This window comes from Streptomyces sp. NPDC007917 (assembly GCF_042959105.1).
GTDB lineage: Bacteria > Actinomycetota > Actinomycetes > Streptomycetales > Streptomycetaceae > Streptomyces.
This window is the reverse complement of sequence record NZ_JBIBKK010000004.1, coordinates 239518-261329: the sequence shown is the minus strand read 5'-3', so window position 1 is coordinate 261329 and position 21812 is coordinate 239518. Positions and strand designations below refer to the sequence as shown.

Sequence of the window (21812 nt, the reverse complement as noted above, 5' to 3'; positions counted from 1 at the left end):
CCTCTTGGCCTCCACACCGCCGAGGGCGGCCGCGCACAGGGCGCGGCCGCCCTCGAGGGCAACCGTGCGTGCTCTCGGCGCGCCGGGCGGAAGTCCTCGTACTGGGCGTACTCGGGCTTTCGCCCGGCGTGGCGAGTGGGGGTACCCCCTGCTCGAAGAGCTTGGGGGAGCGTGCCGGGCGCCGCGGGGCAGACGGGAGCAGCAGCACCGCGGCGGCGACCGCGAGCACCCGCACCTCACCGTCGAACACGAGCAGCACCCCGAGAATCGCCAACGCCACCCATATGAGTCCCCCTCCCCCGACCTGCCGGCCTCCCTCCCCGAGAGCTGCCCACGCCAAGAGATCGACATCCCCGAACCACCACGAGCCGGACGCACTCGGAGCGTGCGCGTCGCCTCAGTACCAGACGGAGAACGTGGCGTCGGCTCTGCCGGTGGCGGTGGAGATCGGGTCGATGCGCAGTGCGTAATCGAAGTGCCGGATGTAGCGGTCCGGGTGGCTGTGAGAGCGGAACGACGACCAGGACGGGTCGGCGAGCCCGGCGGTCCTGTGGAAGGTGGCGTCCTGGGCGAACCTCGTGCTGCCGTCGTTGGCGTCCAGCCGCAGCTGGTAGAAGGAGTGCCGCAGATAGCGGGTCGGCTGGTTGAGGGACTGGAAGGAGACGCCGGAGGGGTCGGCCAGCCCCGGCACCAGCTTCCATTGCGAGTCGGTGTAGGGGTCGAACGGGTACGGGTCGATGCGGCCGAGGGAATCGACCTGCCGCCAGTATCTGTCCGGGAAGTTGTAGGACTTCAGCCGGTTCCAGGCAGGTCTTCCCCACGTGGCGACCATGTTGTCGTACACCGTCTGGGGGATCGGCTGGATGGTGGCGTGCTTGGAGTTCAGCGGCTGGGTGTAGACGCGCCGGTCGGTGGCGGTCCAGGTGCCGGTGGAGAGGTCGCTGGTCTGCCAGGTGTAGAAGAGCGCGTTGGCGTCGCCCCACAGGTACCAGGTGCCGGAGGCCTCGGCGAGGATCGGGCCCTCGATGCCTCCCTGCGGCGCCAGGCCCGAGGTGAACTGGGTGAAGCTGCCGGGGGCGAGGGAGGTGGACCTCGCACCCACCAGGCTGTTGCGGCCCTTGAAGTACAGGTAGTTGGCGCCGTTCACGTCCTTGGCCAGGGTGCCGTCGATGACGTCGTAGCCCGGGTCGAAGAAGACCTGCGGTGCCGTCACCGTCTGGAAGTCCGTGGTGTAGTTCACCATGATCACGTTGTGTCCGCTGCTGTTGACGGCCGAGTAGATGAGGGCGTACTGGCCGCGGGAGGGGTCCCAGAAGGCTTCGGGCGCCCAGGTGTGGGTGGCCATGTCGTGCAGTTCCAGCAGACGGTAGTTGTCGAAGGAGCGCAGGTCGGCGGAGTCCCAGACGTGGATGTACGGGGTCTTCTTGGTCCAGTCGGTGCCCTTCAGATTGGTCGCCATGACGACGAAGGTGCCGTCCTGCTTGGGCAGGACGAAGGGGTCGCGCAGACCGCCGTCGCCCGCGGTCGGGGTCACGACGGGGTTGTTCTGGTTCAGCGGCATCCATTGCAGCGCGTCGGTGCTGACCGCGAGGTGCAGGCCGTAGTCCGTGCCGAGGTTTCTCGGTGACTGGGTGAAGTAGGCCATGACGAACGGGGAGGTCGTCGCGGCGCTCGCGGACCGGCTGCCGAGGGTCAGCACGCCGGTGGTGGACAGCGGCACGGCCGCGGCCATGCCGAGGAAGAGCCGGCGCGACGGGAGGGGTGTTGCACTCATCTGGTGCCTCCGGGGCGTAGGAAAGGTGCGGGCGGATCCAGAACCTGTGGGCGGCCCCGGCCTGGAGCCGCCCACAGGTTCGATCCCTCGTCAGCTCCAGGGAGCCGCGGTGAGCCAACTGGTGTCCTGGGCCCACGCTCTCGTGTAGTCCCAGGCCTTGGTGCCGCCATGAGGGCCGTGCGGACGTGGGGGGCGCCGGCACCCCTGGCGATGCGGGTCAGTTCGTCACACGGAAGGTGGCGTCACTGCGGGCTGTCGCGGTGGTGATCGGGTCGAGGCGCAGTTGGTAGGCGTAGTGGCGGATGTAGCGGTCGGGGAAGTTGTACGACTGGAACGACGACCAGGTGGCGTCGGCGAGGCCGTCGACCTTCCGGAAGGTGGCGTCCGCGGCGAACTGGCTGCTGCCGTCGTTGAGGGCGAGCTGGAAGTCGTAGCTGGCGTGGCGCAGGAAGTAGCCGGGGTAGTTCACCGACTCGAAGGAGACGGTGCCGGTGCCCGCCAGGCCGGGCCTGAGCCGGAACTGGGAGTCCTCGACGGGGCTGACGTTCGGGTCGATGCGCACGTCGAAGTCGATCTGGCGCACGTACCGGTCCTGGAAGTTGTACGACTGGATTCGCTGGGCAGGGGTGTTGGGCCAGCGGGCGAGCACGCGGCTCTCCTCGGCGGCCGTGAGGGTCATGATCGCGCCGTGGCGCTTGGGGGTGCCGCCCACGTCGTAGCTGGTTGTCGGCTGCAGCCGGTAGGTGCTGACGTCGAATGGGTTGGTGGTCAGGATCGGCCTGTACTCGCGTACGCCCTGTGGGTTGTTGTAATCGATGTAGAGGGCCCACTCGTCGCGATCCCTGAACTTCATCCAGACCGGGCCTTCGACCACGTTGCCGGTGAGGCCGATGCTGGCGAGGTTGCCGAGGTTGGTCCACGTCCCCAGGATCGAGTTGCTGCCCTCGACGTTGTTCTGGCCGTCGCCGGAGACCCGCAGGTAGCGGTAGGGGCCGGTACCTGCGGGCACCTCGGTCATCTGGGTGTCGACGACCGGGGTGCTGCCGGGCGGGTCGATCCAGATCTGCGGGGTGGTGATGGTGCGGAAGTCCTTGGTGCGGGCGGAGTAGATGCGGTACTTGAAGATGCCGTTGACCGTGGCGTTCGTCGCCCAGTACAGGACGTAGTCGTTGGTCTCGGGGTTCCAGATCGCCTCCGGCGCCCACGCGTTCTTTCCGCCAGGGATCAGTCCGGCGGCGCCGAGCAGCCACGGCTTCGACCACGTCACCAGGTCCGTCGACTCCCACACCACGAAGTTGGGGCTGCCGTTCTCGTAGGTCGAGCCGCAGCGGACGCACAGGTCGGTCGCGATGATCCAGTACCGGCTGCCGTCGGGAGAGCGCACCAGTGCGGGGTCGCGCACTCCCTTCGTGCCGATCTTCGAGTTGAGGATCGGCGCTCCGCCGTTGAGGTCGCTCCAGTGCAGGCCGTCCGTGCTGTGCGCGAGGTACAGCATCTGACCGGTCGCGGAATCCCCGGTGAAGTGCACCATCAGGTAGCCGGGGTCGGCGGCGGCCGCTCGCTGGGGTGTGGCGAGGGCTTGGCCCGTGAAGAGGAGGCAGACGGCGAGCAACATCACCGTCAGCCGGGCGCGGAGCGCAGACATCGGATCTCCTGTCGGGTGCGGGTGCCACCGCCGGGCGAAGGGAGAGTGGGGTGGCGGGGGGAACTTGGTCTCGGAGTGGGCGGGACAGGACCCGGACACCGCGCGGGCCGGAAGGGGAATCCGAACGACGGGGTTTCACCGCTTCGCCCATGGCGTCGTGGTGACGGCGGGTCAGGGCGCGCGAGCACGCGCGTCCGCCCAGGTGGGGCGGTTGCGGCGCGGGCCGGGTGTCTGTGCTTCTCAGCGCCCGCGAAGGCGTTTCAGGTGGGTGGCGCTTCGGCCGGAAGCCTTCATAACCAACTCACTGTCCAATCAGGCACGTTGAACGATATATCGAACACTGTTCGCGAAATCGGGCAGAGGCTAAATCGGGAAAGGGGGCGCGTCAATACATCCGACACATCCGATCCACCGAACGTACAAATGAGCGATCCGGCACTCGCCCGGCCCCCTGGGCGTGGCGCGCGACGGGAGACGCGACGCGGCACGTCCGATCACGACCGACGGGCCCCGTCGCCGCACAGGACCGACCGCGACTACCGGCGATCGACATCCCCCGAGCCCCCACGAGCCCGACGCGAACGAGGGCGCGACAGCGCGGAGAAATCCATGGCACACCGGCGGGACCGGCGACGAGACTGCCCGAATGAGCGCCGCCTCCCCCTGCCCCTGCCCCTGCCGCGGGCATCGCGTGCTGGAAGCGATGCCCGGCTCGTATGAGATCCGCCCCGTCTGCTGGTGGTCCCCACGCCCTGGCGCCGGGACCACCCATGACCACGCACATCGAGAGACTCGTCCAGCAGCTCGACGACGCGACCGGCCCGTCGTACGACGCCCGCGCGGAACTGATCGACATGGGCGCCGACGCCCTCCCCGCCCTCATCGACGGGCTGCCCTCCCTCGGCGGCCGACGGCATTCGCTGGGCCCTGACCGAACTGGGCGCACGCACCCCTGTCGTTCCGCCGCTCACCGCATGCCTACGAGCCACCACGGCGGACGGCGTCCCCCGCCGGCCCTCGGTTCACTTCACCGAAATCATCAACGACCTGGCCGACCACGCCCAGGTGATCCTGTACTCCCAGTTCTGGCAGCTGGACGCCGGCCGCGAGTGCGGCATCCCCCCGGCGCCACCCTGGACTGGGAACTCGACTGGACCGCGCCCTGGAAGCACCTGGTCGAAGAGTCCCGCACCTGGTCCCTGCGGGAAGTCTCAGAAGCCCCCGTCGGCGACGGCATCTTCGTCGCCCCGTCCTGGATCGACCGCAGCGACCTGCACCCGGAGAGGTGACCGATGCCGTTCCAGCACCCCGAGGAGATCGGCTACGGCCACGTGATCGAGCGCTACGTGACGAGGAAGGACTCGGACCATCCGCGTTACCTCGAACTGAACAGCGCGCGCGTCCTACGGCCGGGGTGGCCGCACGCCGAACGCTTCGCCCGCCACCTGATCGAGGACGCCGCCACGATCACCGACGCCGCGGGATCTCATGCCCGATCCTCCGTTTCCGAGGGGGTTCCCGTGGGGTGTGAGGGAATAGTGGCACGGGAGCGCTCCCACAGCCATGGCCGCGCGCATTGGCCGAACCGGCCCGCGCAACGTCGCTGCCACGACGGCGACTTGACGCCTACAACCATTCACCGCCCTCGTATGTCACCTAGATGGCGCAAACAGCGTCCAGAGGTAATAAGGGGGATACATGAAGCTTTCTCGCTATATGGCCGCCACCGCGGTCCTGGCCTCCGCCGTCGCGGGCACCGCGGCCCTGGCCCCGCAGGCCACGGCCGCCACCAGGGCCGCGTACAACGGGGTCTGCGGCAGCGGCTACAAGGTGGTGAACTCGGCACCGATCGGCCAGAAGGGCACCGTCTACCTGACGTACAACGCAGCGAAGGGCAAGAACTGCGTGGTCACCGTCCGGAACGCCTCGGGTTCCCGGGTCCCGATGTTCGCCTACCTCTATGCGTACGACGGCGAGTACCAGGAGGACACCGGCGACTACACGTCCTACGCGGGCCCGGTGTACGTCTCCGCGCGCGGCAAGTGCGTGGACTGGGCCGGGGGCATCGACAACCAGGCGACGTGGACGTACGGGAGCAACTGCGGATCGCTGAAGGAGCACCGGGTGACCAAGGGCTGGTGACCCGCGGCTGGTTCGCCGCCAGGGCCGGCGCCTTCGCGCAACCGCGCGGTCGGGTGGGGTGGTACGTTCCGAACGGGCACCCCGTGGGGTGCCGCGACCCTGTCCCCTGTGGAAAGGCTCTGACTGTGGCGGCCAGCCTCTCGGACGGTTTGAAGAAGTACCTCGACGAATCGCGTGCGTTCGTGACCGTGGCGACCATCTCGCCGGACGGCCGCCCGCACCTGACGGTCGTATGGGTCATCCGCGACGGTGACGACCTGCTGTTCTCCACGACCGTGGACCGGCTGCAGGGCAGGAATCTCCGCCGCGACCCGCGGATAACCGTGATGGTCAACCCGCCGGAGGACCCGTATGTCTACGCCGAGATCCGCGGCACTGCCACCCTCGCCCCGGACAGCGACAAGGAAGTGCTGAACAAGGTGTCGCTGAAGTACACGGGCAAGGACTACGCCACCTTCAACCCGGCGTCCAAGGACGACGGTGAGCGTGTCGTCGTACGGGTCACCCCGACCAAGGTCGTGGGTCGGCTCTGAATCACCGCACCCCCGCGTCCCCCCGAACGGCTCAGCGCCGCTCGGGCGGGGCGCGGGGGTCTCTCTTGTGCGCGAGGTCTTGACAGAGGTCGCTGACAGCGCTTTCTATTGCTCGGCCGCACCCCGGCATCCATTCCGAGGAAGGGGCCGACGTTGACACCTGAACGGTCTGTCAGACGCGGTCACACACGACTTGGTCTGCTCGTCGCGGTCGCGCTTGGCGCCCTCTCGCCGCTCGGGAACCCCGCCGCCGCGCGGGCGCCGACCCGCCGGCCGGTGCCGCGTACTATGTGGATTCGAGGGCTGGGAATGACAGCGCTTCCGGCACCAGCCCCGACCAGGCCTGGCGGAGCCTCGACCAGGTCAACCGGACGACGTTCCGGCCCGGCGACCGCATCCTGCTCAAGGCCGGTGGCTCATGGCAGGGGCAGTTGTGGCCCAAGGGGTCGGGCGAGGAGCACCGGCCGATCGTGATCGGCGACTACGGCAAGGGGCCGAAGCCGAGGATCCAGGGGGAGGGGCGCGTCGATGACGCGGACAACGGCGGCCGTGACTACATCGGCACCCGGCTGTACCAGGGCGCCCCGGACACCGGCGCCGTCGAGTACCGGACGTGACGGCCGTGCCCGGCCGGTGCTGAAACCACCGGCCGGGCATTCCGCACCGGGTGCTGGTAAAGAGGGGAAGGTGACCCATGACCATCCCGAATCCGCCCCGCGCGGCCGGCCCGGCCGGACCCGGGACCAGTGGCGCTCCGTACGAGCGGACCTGAACCGGCGCCGGTCCGAGCTGACCGCCCGCGCCGCCGAAGCCTTCCCCGCCCACTGGCGGGTGGCCGGCACCCCCCTTCTCGCCCGCCCCGAGTGGATCCCCGGCAGGCCCGTTCCGCTGGAGCGGGTGCGGCTGGTGTGGACCGGCGAGACCCCCGCCACCGCGGTGGACGGGCACAGCCCCGCGCTCGACCCCGTCCGGCCACTGCGCGACGACGGCACACCGTATGCCTCGTACGCCGAGGCCGTCGGTGAGCTGGCACGCCCCCGCCTGTTCGAAAACCGCGTGTGCTACCGGCTGCTCCAGGTCAGGGGCAGTGACGCGCCCACGCTCACCTTCGGCCGCGGCCACTACTTCGATGTCATCGACATCTGCGAGGCCGCGGCACACGAATTCGCCGCGGCGGCCCCTGCGGGCGCCGACCAGGCCCCGGACCCGGCCCGCACGCCGTTCCGCGCCCTCATCGGCGACCCGACCGATCTGACCCGCCGGCCGGTCATGACGGGCGTCAGCACCCTCCTCCTGCGCCACGGGCCGGCCCATCACGCCGAGTTCGTCCTGCACTGGCGCGACCCGGCGAAGGTCGCCACCGCGGGCGGGCTGCACCAGGTCATGCCGGTCGGCATGTTCCAGCCGTCGCACGACGCCCTCTGGAACGAGGCCAACGACTTCGGCCTGTGGCGCGCGGTCGTCCGGGAGCTCAGCGAGGAACTGCTGGGCACGAGCGAGGACTACGGCAGCGACACCGCGCCCATCGACTACGACGGATGGCCCTTCCACCAGGCCCTGGCCGAGGCCCGCGGCTCCGGGGCGGCACAGGTCCACTGGCTGGGGCTCGGCGTGGACCCGCTGACGTTCGTCACCGACATGCTCACCGTGCTCGTCCTGGACGCCGAGGTCTTCGACGAGCTCTTCCAGGACCTGGCCGCGACGAACGACGAAGGACATCTCGTCGGCGTCGAGGACGGCACCGGCCGCTCGATGGGCGTGCCCTTCCGGGCCGACCACATCGAACGGTTCACGACGGCCGAGCCCATGCAGCCCGCCGGTGCCGCCCTGCTCAGGCTCGCCTGGCTCCATCGGGACGCGCTGCTGGGACGGGCCTGACCCGGCCCGCCCCAACAGACGTCAGCGCCCCGCAGGCATCAGCTGGACATCAGCGGCGCAGCGTCAGCCAGTCGAGCGCGGCGACCCGGGGGCCGCCGGCGGCGACGAGGTAGACGTCATGCGTGCCCGTGACGGTGCGGGGGAGCGCCACCGACCGCTCCCGCCAGGTGTCGGTGGAGCCGGTGTCCGGCACCGGCAGGGTGGCGGCCACCTCGCCGTCCGGGGCGTCGAGCCGCAGCTGCAGCGAGCAGCCCCGGCCACAGCCGGCTGAGGCCAGCCGTACCGTCAGCTTGTCCGCGCCCGCGCCGAACCGCACCCCGCGGAAGCCGATCCGGTCACCCGAGCCGAGCACTCCGGTGGCCGCGTCGCCCCGTCCGGTCCCGCGTACGGAGGTGGCCTGCTCGGCCTGGAGGGTGGCCGCGGCGTCCGGGCCGTCCGCGTAGAGCCGGATCTCGTTCACCGCCCACGGGACCTCGCCGGGAGCCGTCAGCTCGACGCGCAGATAGCGTGCGGTCTGCTGCGGGAACACCGCGTCCTGGGTGAAGGAGCGGCCGCTGACCCGGGCGACGGGCGCGCCCCAGTGGCTGCCGTCGTCGCTGACGGACACGGCGAAGCCGTACGGGTGGCCGGTGGCGTCCATGCCGGCGTCGATCGACAGCCGGTCGAACGTCTTGGCAGCGCCGAGGTCGAGCGTGAGCGACTGGCCCGTCGCCTGTGTGGCCGCGCCCTTCCACTGGGTGGTCTGGACGCCGTCCACGGCGGCCGAGGCATCGGTGCCGTCGGAAGCAGTCGCCTTCCAGCCGTCGTTGCGGACCCGCGACTGGCAGCCCGGCAGATGGCAGCCGGACGACCAGATCGGCGCGCCGTACTCATACGCCCCCTGGTCGGGGCCCGCGCCCCGGACGCCGGTGGTCACCCCGTCCACGGCCTCACCGGCGTCGATGGCGGGGGAGCCCTCGCGCGGCCACAGCTCGCCGTTGCGCGCGTCGGTGTAGCCCGGGTCGGCGGGCGGCAGCAGGTTGCTGCGCACCACCGGGGCAGGGTCGCCCGGCCCGGTGATGTCCATCGGCGCGAGCGCCACGTCGTTGCTGACGTAGGTGCCCGAGGCGTCGGTCGCGCCGCTCAGCCGGACGGCGGTGGAGACGCCGAGGCCGTAGGTGGAGTGGTGGTCGCGGTTGCCGAGGCTGACGCTGCTGTGGCCGTTGAAGAAGGTGCCGCGGGAGCCGGTGTTGTACGCCACGTTGTGGTGCAGCAGGAAGCTGCCGGAGGAGTTGTCGATGTAGTAGCCGACCTGGCCGTCGGCGTCGTGGACGGTGTTGTGGTCGACGCTGGTGCCCTTGGCGTCCAGATTGCAGCACACATAGAACGGGCTGCCGTCGCGCGAGGTGCGCATGGCCTCGGACAGGTCGTTGTAGGCGATGCGGTTGTCGTGGAAGGGCACCCCGTTGAGCTGCCAGGCGGTGTCGATGCTCGCCCGGCCGGTGCGCCGGATGGTGTTGTGGGTGACGGTCTGCCCACTGCCGTTGATCTCGATGCCGGGCGTGTAGCTGCCCATCCAGCCGACGTCGTGGATGTAGGTGTTGGTCACGGTGTTCCCGCTGCCGCGCAGCAGCACGCCCGTACCCGCGGAGTACCCGATGTCACTGTCGCGCAGGGTGTTGCCGCTGCCGCGGATCTGCACCCCCGAGCCCAGCACCCGGGCGGCGACGATGTGTCCCTCGAAGGGCGGGATGGCCAGTTCGTCGTCGCGCGGCATGGGCAGGGTCGAGAACTCCGAGATGTAGCGGGCCCGCAACCCCTCGACGAGCACGCCCGTGCTGTTGTCGCCGGTGCGCAGCGAGGTGCCCCACAGATCGAGCCCCCGGACGGTGACGTACGAGCTGCCGGCGAGGTCCACGCCCCAGCTCTCGTACTTCGCGGTCACGGTGTGGCCCGCGAGGCCGCCCTCGGGCGGGACCAGGTACAGCCGCTTCGCGCCCTTGTCGTAGTACCACTCGCCCGGCTGGTCGAGGGTGGACTTGGCGCCGACCAGGTAGTAGTTGCGGTAGTTCTGGTTGCCCATGCACAGCGGGGTGCAGCGGTAGTTGCCGCCCCTGAAATCGAGCGCGCCGGGAGCGGTGGCGGTCACCGTGCCGGTCTGCTGGCTCCAGGGGTTGGACCCGGCCCACAGATGGACGGTGGCGCCGGTGAAGTCGCCGGCCGGCAGATCGGGGTCGTCGATGTGCTGGTCGGTGGAGGTCCGCTCGGCCACGGCCCAGGACGGGTTGAGGGGATCGGGCCCCGAGTTGGGCCAGCGCCCCTCCATGGCCCGCCCGCCGTCGACGAACAGGGCGTTCTCGCTGGGGTCGAGCGGCAGGTCCACCTCGGTGGCGACCAGCCCGCCGCCCGCGTCCCGCCAGCCCGTCACGGCCCTGGTGCCGTCGACGGTGACGGTGCCGTCCCCGTACGCGGCGATGGTGATCGGCGCGTCCTTGGTGCCCGAGGGCGGGGCGACGCGCTCGCGGTAGCGGCCGCGGTGGATCAGACAGGTGTCCCCGGGCCGGACCAGCTCGGTGCAGCGGCCGATGGTGCGCAGCGGGTGTGCCGCGGTGCCGCCCGCCCGGTCGGCGCCCCAGGTGGCGACGTGGTACGTATGGCCCCGGGACGCGCCGGCCGCGGTGTCGGCCACCGCGGTCCCCGGGAGCGATGCCGTGGCCAGGGCCGCCGCTGCCGCGGCGACCACGGACACGATCCTGAACGCGGATCTCATGTACAGCCTCCAAGGGTGGGGTGTGCGGGTGGGCGTCTCCAGGCGGCCTCGCCCTCCGGCCCCGCGGCGGTGCCGAGGACGGCACAGCGCAGCCAGTGCTCACCGGGCGTCAGCTGTCCGGTCAGCGTGGGCAGGGCGGTGCGCCGGGCGAGCACATTGGTGCCGGGCAGAGTCTCGACGACCCGCCCGGTGCGCTGCCCGTCGCTGTCGATCAGGCCGGTCAGCCCGGCCGGCCCCCAGGCCCTGGCCCGCCCGGCGCAGGCCTGCCGGTCAAGGCCCGGGTCGCGGTCGATGGCGAAGCCGCCCTCGGCGGTGTGCAGGGCGCGCCCGGTGCGGATGCGGTGGGTGCGCAGATGCCAGGGCGGGGCGGCGGTCAGCCAGGTGGTGATCTCGACATCCGGCCAGGGGTGCCAGGTGCAGCGGACGGTATCGCCGTCCAGCTGGGTGGCGCGGGGCTCCTCGCGGACGCGGTAGTGGGTGCCGTCCTCGCTCAGGGCGAGCATCGAGTCGTACGCCCCCTGCTCCAGGCCCAGCGGGCCCGAGGGCAGGCTGAAGCCGAACCGGGTCGAGTACGCGAACTTGGCGTACTTCTCCGCGCCGTGCCGCACCCACGCGTGGTGCTGCCGCCCGGCCAGCAGCGTGACCTCGCCGTCCGCGCGCATCAGCACCGCGCCCGCATGCGGCTGGGCGCTGACGGGGGCGAGGGCCGGGGCGGGCAGCTCCGGCGCGGTCCAGAAGGGATGGCTCGCGGGGAGCGCGAGGGGCAGTAAGGACTTCATCGCCCAGTACGGGGAGCCGGGGGCGTTGTACTGCTCGGCGAGCGCGGGCTGCGGATAGCCGTAGCCGATGGACAGCAGGCCCTCGCCCACGGCCTCCGGACGCCGCTGCCACCAGCGCAGATGGCGCAGCAGATGCCCCTTGACCACACCCCACGGCAGCGCCTCGACCCCGGCGTACGGCAGCGCGGACCAGAACGCGGCCTGCGCGAAGCGGTAGGTGAGGCTGCGGCCGTAGGGGACGGCGGCCCCGTCGTCCGCGAACCAGTGCTGCAGGTCCTTGGCGAACAGCGCGGCGCGCATCCGGAAGCGCACCGCGCGCCCGGGGTCGCGCTCACCGGCGAGCGCCGCGTACAGCAGCCCGTAGAAGTGCATCGCCCACGGCACGTAGTAGTCGCGGCGCTCGGTGGGGCCGTCCGCGTACCAGCCGTCGCCGAGCGCGAAGGACTCCAGCCGGTCGAGCCTGGCCCGGATCGGGCCGGGGTCGTAGGACACGCCGACCCGGTCGAGGCCGAGGCCGATCAGGACGGGGAAGAACAGCCAGTTGTTCTCGGTGGTGGGGCGGTCGAGGGCGGAGCGCAGCCAGCGCGCGACGCGGTCCCGCTCGGGCCCCTTGAGCGGGTCCCACAGCCGGTCGGGGGCCAGCGCGAGGGCGAAGCCGATCGCGGCCATCTCGACGATCCGCTGGTCGTGGGGGCCGGGTTCGCCCCAGTACTCGGGGTGGTCGGGGTCCGTGCCGGCGGCCAGGCCCCGCGCCCAGTGGCCCCAGTGCTCGAAGGACCCGCCGCCCGCGGCGAGCGGGGCGAGCCCCCACAGGGGCCGGGCGAAGGACTCCAGTTCGGCGGCCGTGTCGTCATGGATGGCGGTGTTGACGCCGAGCCTGAGCCTGGCCCGGCCCTCGCTGAAGTGCGGCAGCAGCGGCTCGGTGAGACGGCGCGCGAACCCCTGCAACGCGTTGCGGTCGGTCATCCCTTCTCGGCTCCTGCCATGAGTGCTGATGTTGCGATAGTTTTCGCAACACCGCGATCGCCCCGAAAGGTAGGAGAAACATCGGATGGGGTCAACGGCTGGGGACGAAATGGCCGGGGCGACCTTGGCTGAGATAGCGAATGAGGCGGGCGTTTCGGTCTCTACCGTCTCAAAGGTGCTGCATAACAGATCCGATGTCTCCTCGAAGACCAGAGCAAAGGTCCAACGACTCCTCGAGCGGTACGGCTATCTCGCCCGCCACCGCCCCGCGGCCTCGGCGGTGCTGCGCGGCGGCCTGATCGACTTCGTCATCAACGAGTTGGACAGTCCCTGGGCGGTCGAGCTGATCCGCGGCGCCGAGGAGGCCCTGCACGGCGTCGGCATGAGCCTGGTCGTCTCCGCCACCCACGGCCGCACCCGGCTGGCCCGCCAGTGGCTGGACTCCCTGGCCACCCGGCCCACCCTCGGCGCGATCCTGGTCGTCCCCGAACTGACCACCGCGCAACACGAGGAGCTGCGCCGGCTCTCCATCCCCTTCGCGCTGGTCGCCCCGGTCGACGAACCCGCGCCCGGCGTGCCGTGGGTGGGCGCCACCAATTGGCCCGGCGGGCTGGCCGCCACCCGCCATCTGATCGAGCTCGGCCACCGCCGTATCGCCATCATCAGCGGCCCGCGACGCCGCCTCACCTCACGCGCCCGCGCCGACGGCTACCGCTCGGCGCTGGAGGAGGCAGGGCTGCCCTTCGACCCGGAGCTCGTGCGCTACGGCGACTTCACCCATGACCTCGCCCACCGGCACGCCCTGGATCTCCTCGCGCTCGACCGGCGGCCCACCGCCATCTTCGCGGGCAGCGACCACCAGGCCCTGGGCACCTTCCGCGCGGCCGCGACCCTCGGCCTGCGCATCCCCGAGGACCTGAGCGTGGTCGGCTTCGACGATCTGCCCTTCGCCGACTGGGTGACCCCGCGGCTGACGACCGTGCGCACCCCGCTGGCCGATATGACCGCGCTCGCCGCCCGGATGGTCCTTCAGCTGCTCGCCGGGGAACAGCCCGAGACCACCCGGGTCGAGGTCGCCACGGAACTCGTCGTACGCGAGAGCAGTGGACCGCCGCCGGGCGGCGCTCAGCCCTCGGCCAGTTTGAAGTCGTAGTAGTCGGCGGGGCCGGTCAACACCGCCTGGAAGTACAGCGGTTCGCCGTCGGTGTCCAGCGGGACCTCATGACCGGCCACCCGGGTGAAGCCGAGGGAGAGCCGGGGCAGATACGCGTACAAGGTCTCGTTCAGGACCGTCAGGCCCATCGCCTCGAACCGCCCCAGCAACTCCCGGGCGGGGGTGCGGAAGACGTCGACGCCGCGGAAGTGGACGCGGAAGTCCTCCGGGCCGGGGCGGGGGATCCACACCTCCGCGGCGCCGAGCGTCCTGCCGTCCTCGAGATGGAAGACGATCTCGAACTGCGGGTGCAGCGCGAGCACCTTCATCGAGCGGAACCGCACCGCGGAGCCGTCGTTGGAGACCTTGATCCTGCCCAGCTCCGCGGCGGCGGCCTTGAGGTCCTCCGCCGGCATGCCGAGGGGGAAGCCCGTGATGCCGTTCGGCGGGTCCAGCTCGATGTCCATGGCCCGCATCCTAGGAGGTGGCGCCCTCGACGAGTTGCCTGACCCGCTCCGGTGCGTAGATGCCGTCGGTCAGCAGCTGGGACAGGCCGAGGATGCCGGCGTGCGGATCCAGTTCGCTGCGCACGATCTGGAGGTTGCGGGTGGCCAGCGGCAGCGAGCGGCCGTAGACGACCTCCCGGATGCCGGCGAACAACTGCTCGTCGGTGTGGGCGAGTTGACCGCCGATCGCGATGACCCGCGGGTTGAACATATTGACCGCGTCGGCGATGGCGCCTCCCAGGATGCGGGCGGCGCGGCGCGCCAGCCGTACGGCGGTGCTGTCGCCGGAGCGTATGAGCCGCACCGCGTCGTCGACCGTGGTCACCTCGTAACCGGCCTCCCGCAGGTCCCGGACCAGGGCCCAGCCGCCGGCGTAGGCCTCCACACAGCCGGTGTTCCCGCAGCGGCACAGCGGCGGCTCGGTGACGTCCTCGACGGTCACCTGGATATGGCCCACGTCCCCGGCCGCGCCGTCGGCCCCCCGGTGGATCCGGCCGCCGGCGATGATGCCGGTGCCCACGCCGGTGCCGATCTTGACCATGAGCAGATGGGCGGTGTCGGGGTAGCGCAGCCGGTGTTCGCCGTACGCCATGGCGTTGACGTCCTTGTCCACCAGCACCGGGCAGTCGTAGCGGGGGGCGAACCAGCCGGGGATGTCATACCGGTCCCAGCCGGTCATGATCGGCGGGCTGACCACGCGCCCGGTGCCGAAGTCCACCGGGCCCGGCACCCCGAGGCCCACGCCGAGGACGTCCGACTCCTCCTGCCGGGTCTCCTTGAGCAGTTGGCCGAACAACTCGTCGACGAGGGCCAGAACGGCCGTCGGCCCGGCGGTCACATCGGAGGGGGCCTCGCGCTCCGCCCGTACCTCTCCGCCCAGGTCGCACACGGCGGTGCGCAGCCCGGTCGCACCGATGTCGGCGACCAGCAGCACCCCGCGGTGGCGGTTGACGACGAATCGGCTCGCGGGGCGGCCGCGGGTGCGCGCGTCCTCCGGCGCGGGTACGAGGAGCCCGGCGCCCAGGAGGCTGTCGAGACGCTGGTTGACGGTGGTCCGTGAAAGCCCCGTCAGCCGCACCACATCCGCCTTGGTGAGGCCCTCGTCGACGTCGCGGAACAGGGCGAGAACATCGCCGAGAGCGATCCCGGTCCGGAGAGCGCCTGCGTTGATGGTGTCCACTCGCACACTCTAGCCATGGGGGTGAGTGGGCGGAAGACGGCAATCTTGTGACGGAAAAAGTCGAAAGAAGGGTTGCTCAATCTCGAAAACGAGGGCTACTTTCAGCCGCATCACCATCGGAAGGGACGCCTGATGCGGAGAAAAGCCACCGTGAGAAGAGGGAGCGTTGTCGCCACCGCTGCCGCCGTCGTGGCCGGGGCCCTGGTCCTGAGCGGCTGCGGATCCGGCGACACGGGCGCGTCGGGCAGCACCAAGGTCGCGGCCGTGATCAAGGGGCTGGACAACCCGTTCTTCCAGAGCATGCGCCAGGGCATCGAGACCCAGGCCGCGTCGGAGAAGCTGTCGACGACCGTGCAGGCCGCGAACTCGATCACCGACACCACCGGCCAGGCCGACAAGTTGAACGGCCTGGCCGGCCAGGACTACGGCTGCTTCATCGTCAACCCGATCTCCGGCTCCAACCTCGTCCAGGGGCTGGCCAAACTCGCCGCGAAGAAGAAGACCATCGTCAACATCGACAACCCCGTCTACGCCAAGGCGGCCAAGGCGGCGAACGCCACCCCGGCCACCTACATCGGCACCGACAACGTGGCGGCCGGGGAGACGGCCGGCAAGCGGATGGCGGAACTGCTGCCCAAGGGCGGCAAGGTCGCCGTCATAGGCGGCATCGCCGGCGATGCCACCAGCGGAGCCCGCGTCGAGGGGTTCAAGAAGGGCGTGAGCGGCAAGCTGGAGGTGGTCCAGACGGTCGCCGCCGACTGGGACCGGCAGACCGCCCTCACCAAGGCCACCGATGTGATGCGCGCCCACAAGGACCTGTCCGGTTTCTTCGTGGCCAACGACGACATGGGCCTGGGCGTCTCGCGCGCCATCGCCAACGCGGGCAGGACCGGCAAGGTCAAGGTGATCAGCGTGGACGGGGTCAAGGACGCGCTGAAGGCCGTCGAGTCCGGCACCCTGGACGCCACCGTGGCCCAGTACCCGTACGCCATCGGCCTGATGGGCGTCGAGGCGTGCCAGGCGGCCGCCAAGGGCAAGAAGCTGCCCGCCGACGTCAAGGCCCCGGTGGAACTCGTGACCAAGGACAACGCGGGCAAGGCCCTGGCCGCCACGCCGAAGCCCTTCGGCAGCTACGACGACCCCTTCAAGAAGCTCCTTCGCTAGGGCCGCCACCCACAGCGACGCATCCGGCGGGCGGGTGGCGCACCACGCCACCCGCCATCGCCAGGAGGACACACATGGCAAACGCAACGCTCGCGGCACCCGACCGTGACACTTGGCCCACGCGCCTGCGTGACATCGGTTTCTGGGCCGACTGGGCGGCCCTGGTCGGGCTCGTCGTTCTCGTGGTGGTCTTCCAGGCCGCCAACCCGACCTTTCTGTCCACCGGCAACATCCAGTCCATGCTGGAGGCCGCCGCGATCCTGATCATTCTGGGGGTGGGGCAGACCTTCGTCATCGCCACCGCGGGCATCGACCTGTCCATCGCCTCCACCATGACACTGGGCGCGGTCGGCTTCGGCCAGGCGTACTCGGCCGGCTGGGGGCTCGCCGCCTCCTGCGCCGTCGCCGTGGCCGCCTCGACCCTCGCCGGTCTGCTCAACGGCGTCGTGGTGGCCCGCGGCAAGATCACCGACTTCATCGTCACGCTCGGCATGCTGTCGGCGGCCTCGGGGCTCGCGCTGATCGTCTCCAACGGCAAGCCCGTGACCGTCATCGAACCGGCCCTGCTCAAGCTGTCCACCAACGGCATCGGGATCCTGGGCTGGATGTTCATCATCGCCGCGGCTGTCGCCCTCGTGGCCCATGTGGTGCTCTTCCACACCCGGTTCGGCACCCATGTGCTGGCCACCGGCGGGTCGCCCGAATCGGCCACCGCGATGGGCATCAGCACCGCACGGATCAAGATCGCGGTGTACGCCGTCGCCGGACTCCTGGCCGGCCTCGCCTCGATCCTGCTGGTCGCGCGGGTCGGGGCCGCCGAGCCCGCCGCCAACACCTCCTTCCTGCTGAACTCGGTCGCCGCCGTGGTCCTCGGCGGGGTCAGCCTGTTCGGCGGCCGGGCCACCGTCATCGGCCCGGTCATCGGCGCACTGCTGCTGACCGCGCTGGTCAACGGGCTGACCCTGCTCGGCGTCTCCCAGTTCTACCAGCCGCTGTCCGTCGGCATCGTCGTGGTGCTCGCGGCCTTCCTGATGAGGTTTCAGCGATGACGACCGTCAAGCCCGAACCCGAACCCGAGACCGCGGCCACCGCCTCGGACGAGCTGCTGCGCTGCGAGGACGTCTCGCTGTCCTTCGGCAGTGTGCGCGCCCTCGTCGATGTCTCGGTGAGCCTGCGCCGCGGTGAGATCACCGCGCTGGTCGGCGACAACGGCGCGGGGAAGTCCACCCTCGTGCGGTGCGTGTCCGGCATCCACCGCCCCGACAGCGGCCGCATCCTCTTCGACGGGGCGCAGGTCGACTTCGGCTCGCCGGAGGACGCCCGCGAGGCGGGCATCGAGACCGTCCACCAGAACCTCGCGCTGGTCGAGGACCTCACCGTCTGGCAGAACCTGTTCCTCAACCGCGAGATCGTCCGCAGCTTCGGACCGGTGTCCTTCCTCGACCGCAAGGCCATGCAGGCCCGCGCCAAGGAGATGGTCTCCACCCTGGCGGTCAACGTCCCCGCGGTCACCTCGCGGGTCCGGCGGCTGTCCGGCGGGCAACGCCAGGCCGTGTCCATCTGCCGGGCGGCCGGGTTCAGCTCGCAGCTGGTCATCATGGACGAGCCCACGGCGGCCCTCGGCGTCCAGGAGACCGCGCGCGTCGAGGAACTGATCCTCAAGCTGCGCGACGACGGCCACGCGGTGCTGCTCATCAGCCATAACTTCGCGCAGGTCATGCGGCTCAGCGACCAGGTCTGGGTGATGCGGTCCGGCCGCTGCGTCGCGGGCCGCCGGACCGAGGAGACCACGGGCGAGGAGATCGTCGCGCTCATCACCGGCGCACAGGCCGCCTAGCCACTCACCGACCAGCCACACAAAGGAACACCGCTCATGACCACCGTGACCCAGGCCGGCCCGATCGGCGTGCACGCCCTCGTGTGGGCGGGCGACACCTCACCCGAATCGCTCGCCTACGCCATCGACAAGACCAAGGCCACCGGCTTCGACCTCCTTGAACTGTCGCTGCACGACTCGGACTCGCTGGACGTCCCGGCGGCGCGCCGCCGGCTGGAGGACGCCGGACTCAAGGTCGCCTGCTCCCGCGGCCTCGCCTTCGACGCCGATGTCTCCAGCGAGGACCCCGCCGTGGTCGAGCGCGGTGAGCATCTGCTGCACAGCTCCCTCGCCGTGACCCACGGCCTCGGGGGAACGCACTTCACCGGCGCGCTCTACAGCGCGCTCGGCAAGTACGCGGGCCCCCTCACCGAGGCCGGCCGGCGCAACGCCGTCACCGTGCTGAAGCGGCTCGCCCAGGAGGCGGCGGGCCTCGGTATGACGCTGGGCCTGGAGATCTGCAACCGCTACGAGACCAACGTCATCAACACCGCCCGCGACGCCCTCGCGCTGGCCGATGACATCGGTGAGGACAACGTCCTGATCCACCTGGACACTTACCACATGAACATCGAAGAGGACGATCTCATCCGCCCCGTGCACGAGGTCGGCGACCGGCTCGGCTACGTCCACATCGGCGAGAACCACCGCGGCTACCTCGGCTCCGGGCACCTGGACTTCACCGCCTTCTTCCACGCGCTCGCCGACATCGGCTACCGCGGTCCGATCACCTTCGAGTCCTTCTCCTCCGCCGTGGTCGCCCGGGGCCTGTCGAACGACCTGGCCGTCTGGCGCGACCTGTGGTCCGACGGCGAGGACCTGGCACGCCACGCCCACACCTTCATCACCAACCAGCTCGCCGTGAGCGGCCGCGGCCGATGACGCCGACCACTCCGACGACGATCGACGAACTCGCGGCCCGTGCCCGCGCCCTGGTGCGGGGCGGGCGGCGCGCCATCCTCGGGATCACCGGAAGCCCCGGGGCAGGCAAGTCCACCCTCGCCGAACACCTCCTGACCGCGCTGCGCGACGGCCCGGCCGGGGGTGGGGGAGAGGGCGCCGGCGAGTGGGTCGCGCATGTGCCGATGGACGGCTTCCACCTCGCCGACATCGAGCTCGACCGCCTGGGCCGCCGCGATCGCAAGGGCGCCCCGGACACCTTCGACGCGGCGGGCTACGCGGCACTGCTGCGCCGACTGCGCCAGGACGAGGACGAGGTGGTGTACGCGCCGGGCTTCGAACGGGAGCTGGAGCAGCCGATCGCGGGCAGCATCCCCGTGCCGCGCACCGCCCGGCTGGTCATCACCGAGGGCAACTACCTGCTGCACGACGAGGGGGACTGGGCCCGGGTGCGGCCGCAGCTCGACGAGGTCTGGTACTGCGAGCTGGACGAGGCCGAGCGGTTGCGCCGGCTCGTCGCCCGCCACGAGCGGTTCGGCAAGGACCACGCCGCGGCGGTGGCCTGGAGCCTGGGCACGGACCAGCGCAACGCCGACCTGGTAGCAGGCACCCGGCACCGGGCCGATCTCGTCGTCACCGGGGACGTCGGGGGCGTCGCCGTCGCAGGGTGACGGCCACGCCCGCGCCGACGGCGAGCGCCGCCGCGCCACCCGCGTACAGCGTCAGCGGGGTGCCGTCGGCGCTGTCCGTACCGTCGGCGCTGTCCGTGCCCTCGGCGTTGTCCGTGCCGGCTGTGCTGTCCGTGCTGTCGGTGCCGGAAGCGCTGCCGCCACGAGCCGTGCTGCCGGTGTTGTCGGTGCCGCGCGCGCCCTCGGCGTCATCGGCACTGCCGCCGCCGCGGGCGCTCGGTGTGCCGGCACCGGAGCCGCCGGCGCGATCCTCGCCGGTGAACACCACATCGGAGCACGAGTAGTAAGTGTCCGGGGTGCTGGTGTTCCGCCAGATGGTGAACAGGAGCTGACGGCCCGTCCGGTCGGAGGGCAGTTCGGCCCTGATGTGGTAGGCATCGTCGACCAGGGCCGGGTCGGTGGCCGTCGCGAACGGTTTCGCCTCCAGGTCGGACCACTTCAGCGGCCGCGCCGGATCGTAGCCCTCCTTGGTGAGATACAGCTCGAACGTCCCGGAGTGGGGGATGGTCGAACGGTAGGTGAGGGTGAGGTCCGCACCGGCGGTCAGTGGTGTCGAGGGCCAGTCGGCGCGGGCCAGATCGAGCCCCTTGTACGCGTCGAGCCCCCCGCTGCACAGCTTCCCGTCGGGAATCCTCCGCCGGTCCTCGCCCGCCACCCCGGCCACCCGCAGATTGTCCCACTCGTCCGGGACCCCGCCGGCGGCGACGGCCGCCCGGCACGCGGCCGAGCGGGCCCGCTCACCTCCCTCCGGGGAGCAGGCCACCGTCCGGCTGACCGGGTCCGTCGGCGCGCCGTGCGCCTGGGCGGGTCCGGCGGCCAGCGCCGTGAGCAGGACCGTGGCCGCCCCGAGGAGGGCGGCCACGGTGGTGGTGCGGTGTGCGGTCATCCGACGCAGCCCTCCTGGCCTCAGCGGCGGGCCGGCCCGCCCGCGCCATGGAGTACGCGGTGCGCGGGCCGCGCGTTCAACGCCCTTCTCCGGCGGCGGGAGCGCCACGCGAGCCACCCGGCGAGCGAGGCGACCGGAACCGTGGTGAGAAGCATGGTCGCGATCGCGCCGAGTCCGTCCGCCCCCTCGCTCAGCAACTGGCCGGTGAGCAGGAAGAGCACCATGTTGTTCCCGGCGTGTGCCAGGCTCGCCACCCAGACGGTGCCGCTGCGCAGATACAGCCACGCCAGCACGGCTTCCTGGCACAGCAGGGACACCGTCCAGACCAGCAGACCGAGCGCCATGTTCCCGAAGTCGGCGTAGCCGATGAAGGCCAGCGGGTAGTGCCACACCGCCCAGACGACGCCCGTGGCCACCACGGACGGCAGGACGCGGCCACCGAACAGCCGCGGCCGCAGGTAGCTGGTCCACCCGAACTCCTCACCCCAGTACACCGGGGTGAGCAGCGGGACGACGAGCATCAGGACGAGCAGCGCCGGCCACCTGCCCATCCCCGGCGCGAGCTCGTCGAGCGGGGACAGATCCGGGTGCCACACGCCCAGGACGGCCGCGAGCGCCATGGCCACCGCGGCCAGTGCGAGCGGGCCGAGCCAGGCGAGGAGGTAGTACGGCCAGGCGGCCCGCAGACGCGGCGAAAGCCCCGCGTCGGCGAACCCCTCCCGGGTGACCCAGCGCCGTACCACCACGGCCGCGATCCCCGGCACGCAGAAACCCGGCAGCTGCAGCAGCGGGTTCAGCGCCGACAGGCCCAGGACACCGTGCGCCACCCACAGCCACAGCCACGTACCGGCCAACGTGAGGGCGACAAACGCCACAACCCCTCTGTTCCACTTCGTCTTCGACATACACGCCCTTCCCTCGCGACCGGACCGGAACCGCGCACCAACGTGTCATCCGTCGCCACGGGCCCACATCGCTGCGCGGAGCCAAAT

20 protein-coding genes and 1 pseudogene are annotated in these 21812 nt (G+C 71.0%); 13 read left to right on the top strand and 8 right to left on the bottom strand.

Going from position 1 to position 21812, the window contains the following annotated elements:
* Positions 1–397: 397 nt before the first annotated feature.
* Together ACFZDL_RS09640 and ACFZDL_RS09635 are read right to left on the bottom strand one after the other, a co-directional pair.
* Positions 398–1774, bottom strand: coding sequence for a glycoside hydrolase family 43 protein (locus tag ACFZDL_RS09640; protein ID WP_353589985.1), 1377 nt, complete (start codon positions 1772–1774; stop codon positions 398–400).
* A 217-nt stretch (positions 1775–1991) separates the two neighbouring features.
* The gene (locus ACFZDL_RS09635; RefSeq protein ID WP_353589984.1) at positions 1992–3419 is read right to left on the bottom strand and encodes a glycoside hydrolase family 43 protein; all 1428 of its coding nucleotides are present in this window, start codon (positions 3417–3419) and stop codon (positions 1992–1994) included.
* Positions 3420–4065: 646 nt separating this feature from the next.
* Here ACFZDL_RS09635 and ACFZDL_RS09630 point away from each other — a divergent pair.
* The 7 genes and pseudogenes from ACFZDL_RS09630 to ACFZDL_RS09600 all read left to right on the top strand — a co-directional run bounded on the left by ACFZDL_RS09630 (position 4066) and on the right by ACFZDL_RS09600 (position 7972).
* Complete coding sequence (locus tag ACFZDL_RS09630) at positions 4066–4350, top strand: CPCC family cysteine-rich protein (protein WP_391190803.1); 285 nt, start codon at positions 4066–4068, stop codon at positions 4348–4350.
* A gap of 178 nt (positions 4351–4528) precedes the next feature.
* Positions 4529–4708: a hypothetical protein gene (locus tag ACFZDL_RS09625; protein ID WP_353589983.1), complete on the top strand. Its 180-nt coding sequence runs from the start codon at positions 4529–4531 to the stop codon at positions 4706–4708.
* Between the two features lie 3 nt (positions 4709–4711).
* Positions 4712–4837 (top strand): annotated as a pseudogene (locus ACFZDL_RS09620) (hypothetical protein); the annotation flags it as partial.
* Between the two features lie 280 nt (positions 4838–5117).
* A complete protein-coding gene (locus ACFZDL_RS09615) occupies positions 5118–5561 on the top strand; it encodes a spore-associated protein A (protein WP_391190801.1) in 444 nt (147 codons plus the stop codon).
* Positions 5562–5686: 125 nt separating this feature from the next.
* On the top strand, positions 5687–6094 hold the full coding sequence (locus tag ACFZDL_RS09610; RefSeq protein WP_353590101.1) for a PPOX class F420-dependent oxidoreductase: 408 nt from the start codon (positions 5687–5689) through the stop codon (positions 6092–6094).
* A gap of 290 nt (positions 6095–6384) precedes the next feature.
* A complete protein-coding gene (locus ACFZDL_RS09605; RefSeq protein WP_353589982.1) occupies positions 6385–6711 on the top strand; it encodes a hypothetical protein in 327 nt (108 codons plus the stop codon).
* A gap of 70 nt (positions 6712–6781) precedes the next feature.
* Positions 6782–7972 (top strand): XRE family transcriptional regulator, encoded by a 1191-nt coding sequence (locus ACFZDL_RS09600; protein ID WP_353589981.1) that lies wholly within the window; start codon positions 6782–6784, stop codon positions 7970–7972.
* 49 nt (positions 7973–8021) lie between these two features.
* Here ACFZDL_RS09600 and ACFZDL_RS09595 read toward each other — a convergent pair whose 3' ends face one another.
* Positions 8022–10721 (bottom strand): carbohydrate-binding protein, encoded by a 2700-nt coding sequence (locus ACFZDL_RS09595; RefSeq protein WP_353589980.1) that lies wholly within the window; start codon positions 10719–10721, stop codon positions 8022–8024.
* Positions 10718–12466 carry a DUF2264 domain-containing protein gene (locus ACFZDL_RS09590; protein WP_353589979.1) on the bottom strand — a complete coding sequence of 583 codons (1749 nt, stop codon included), beginning with the start codon at positions 12464–12466 and terminating at the stop codon, positions 10718–10720. Before ACFZDL_RS09590 ends, ACFZDL_RS09595 begins: the two co-directional genes overlap by 4 nt.
* Before the next feature lie 109 nt (positions 12467–12575).
* On the opposite strand from ACFZDL_RS09590, the gene ACFZDL_RS09585 reads away from it, so the two are divergent.
* The gene (locus tag ACFZDL_RS09585; protein WP_353590100.1) at positions 12576–13619 is read left to right on the top strand and encodes a LacI family DNA-binding transcriptional regulator; all 1044 of its coding nucleotides are present in this window, start codon (positions 12576–12578) and stop codon (positions 13617–13619) included.
* On the opposite strand, the gene ACFZDL_RS09580 is transcribed toward ACFZDL_RS09585, so the two are convergent.
* Positions 13592–14086: a hypothetical protein gene (locus tag ACFZDL_RS09580; RefSeq protein WP_353589978.1), complete on the bottom strand. Its 495-nt coding sequence runs from the start codon at positions 14084–14086 to the stop codon at positions 13592–13594. The genes ACFZDL_RS09585 and ACFZDL_RS09580 overlap by 28 nt on opposite strands.
* A gap of 10 nt (positions 14087–14096) precedes the next feature.
* On the bottom strand, positions 14097–15305 hold the full coding sequence (locus ACFZDL_RS09575) for an ROK family transcriptional regulator (RefSeq protein WP_353589977.1): 1209 nt from the start codon (positions 15303–15305) through the stop codon (positions 14097–14099).
* A gap of 150 nt (positions 15306–15455) precedes the next feature.
* Between ACFZDL_RS09575 and ACFZDL_RS09570 the strand changes: the two genes are divergently transcribed.
* The 5 genes from ACFZDL_RS09570 to ACFZDL_RS09550 all read left to right on the top strand — a co-directional run bounded on the left by ACFZDL_RS09570 (position 15456) and on the right by ACFZDL_RS09550 (position 19916).
* The gene (locus ACFZDL_RS09570) at positions 15456–16469 is read left to right on the top strand and encodes a substrate-binding domain-containing protein (protein WP_353589976.1); all 1014 of its coding nucleotides are present in this window, start codon (positions 15456–15458) and stop codon (positions 16467–16469) included.
* A 74-nt stretch (positions 16470–16543) separates the two neighbouring features.
* Positions 16544–17518, top strand: coding sequence for an ABC transporter permease (locus ACFZDL_RS09565; protein WP_353589975.1), 975 nt, complete (start codon positions 16544–16546; stop codon positions 17516–17518).
* The gene (locus ACFZDL_RS09560) at positions 17515–18306 is read left to right on the top strand and encodes an ATP-binding cassette domain-containing protein (RefSeq protein WP_353589974.1); all 792 of its coding nucleotides are present in this window, start codon (positions 17515–17517) and stop codon (positions 18304–18306) included. The genes ACFZDL_RS09565 and ACFZDL_RS09560 overlap by 4 nt, the downstream gene beginning before the upstream one ends.
* Before the next feature lie 36 nt (positions 18307–18342).
* Positions 18343–19227, top strand: coding sequence for a sugar phosphate isomerase/epimerase (locus tag ACFZDL_RS09555; RefSeq protein ID WP_353589973.1), 885 nt, complete (start codon positions 18343–18345; stop codon positions 19225–19227).
* Positions 19224–19916: a nucleoside/nucleotide kinase family protein gene (locus tag ACFZDL_RS09550; RefSeq protein WP_353589972.1), complete on the top strand. Its 693-nt coding sequence runs from the start codon at positions 19224–19226 to the stop codon at positions 19914–19916. The genes ACFZDL_RS09555 and ACFZDL_RS09550 overlap by 4 nt, the downstream gene beginning before the upstream one ends.
* Here ACFZDL_RS09550 and ACFZDL_RS09545 read toward each other — a convergent pair.
* Positions 19879–20820, bottom strand: coding sequence for a lytic polysaccharide monooxygenase (locus tag ACFZDL_RS09545; protein WP_353589971.1), 942 nt, complete (start codon positions 20818–20820; stop codon positions 19879–19881). The genes ACFZDL_RS09550 and ACFZDL_RS09545 overlap by 38 nt on opposite strands.
* Positions 20821–20840: 20 nt before the next feature.
* Positions 20841–21725 (bottom strand): CPBP family intramembrane glutamic endopeptidase, encoded by an 885-nt coding sequence (locus ACFZDL_RS09540; RefSeq protein WP_353589970.1) that lies wholly within the window; start codon positions 21723–21725, stop codon positions 20841–20843.
* Between the last annotated feature and the right edge of the window lie 87 nt (positions 21726–21812).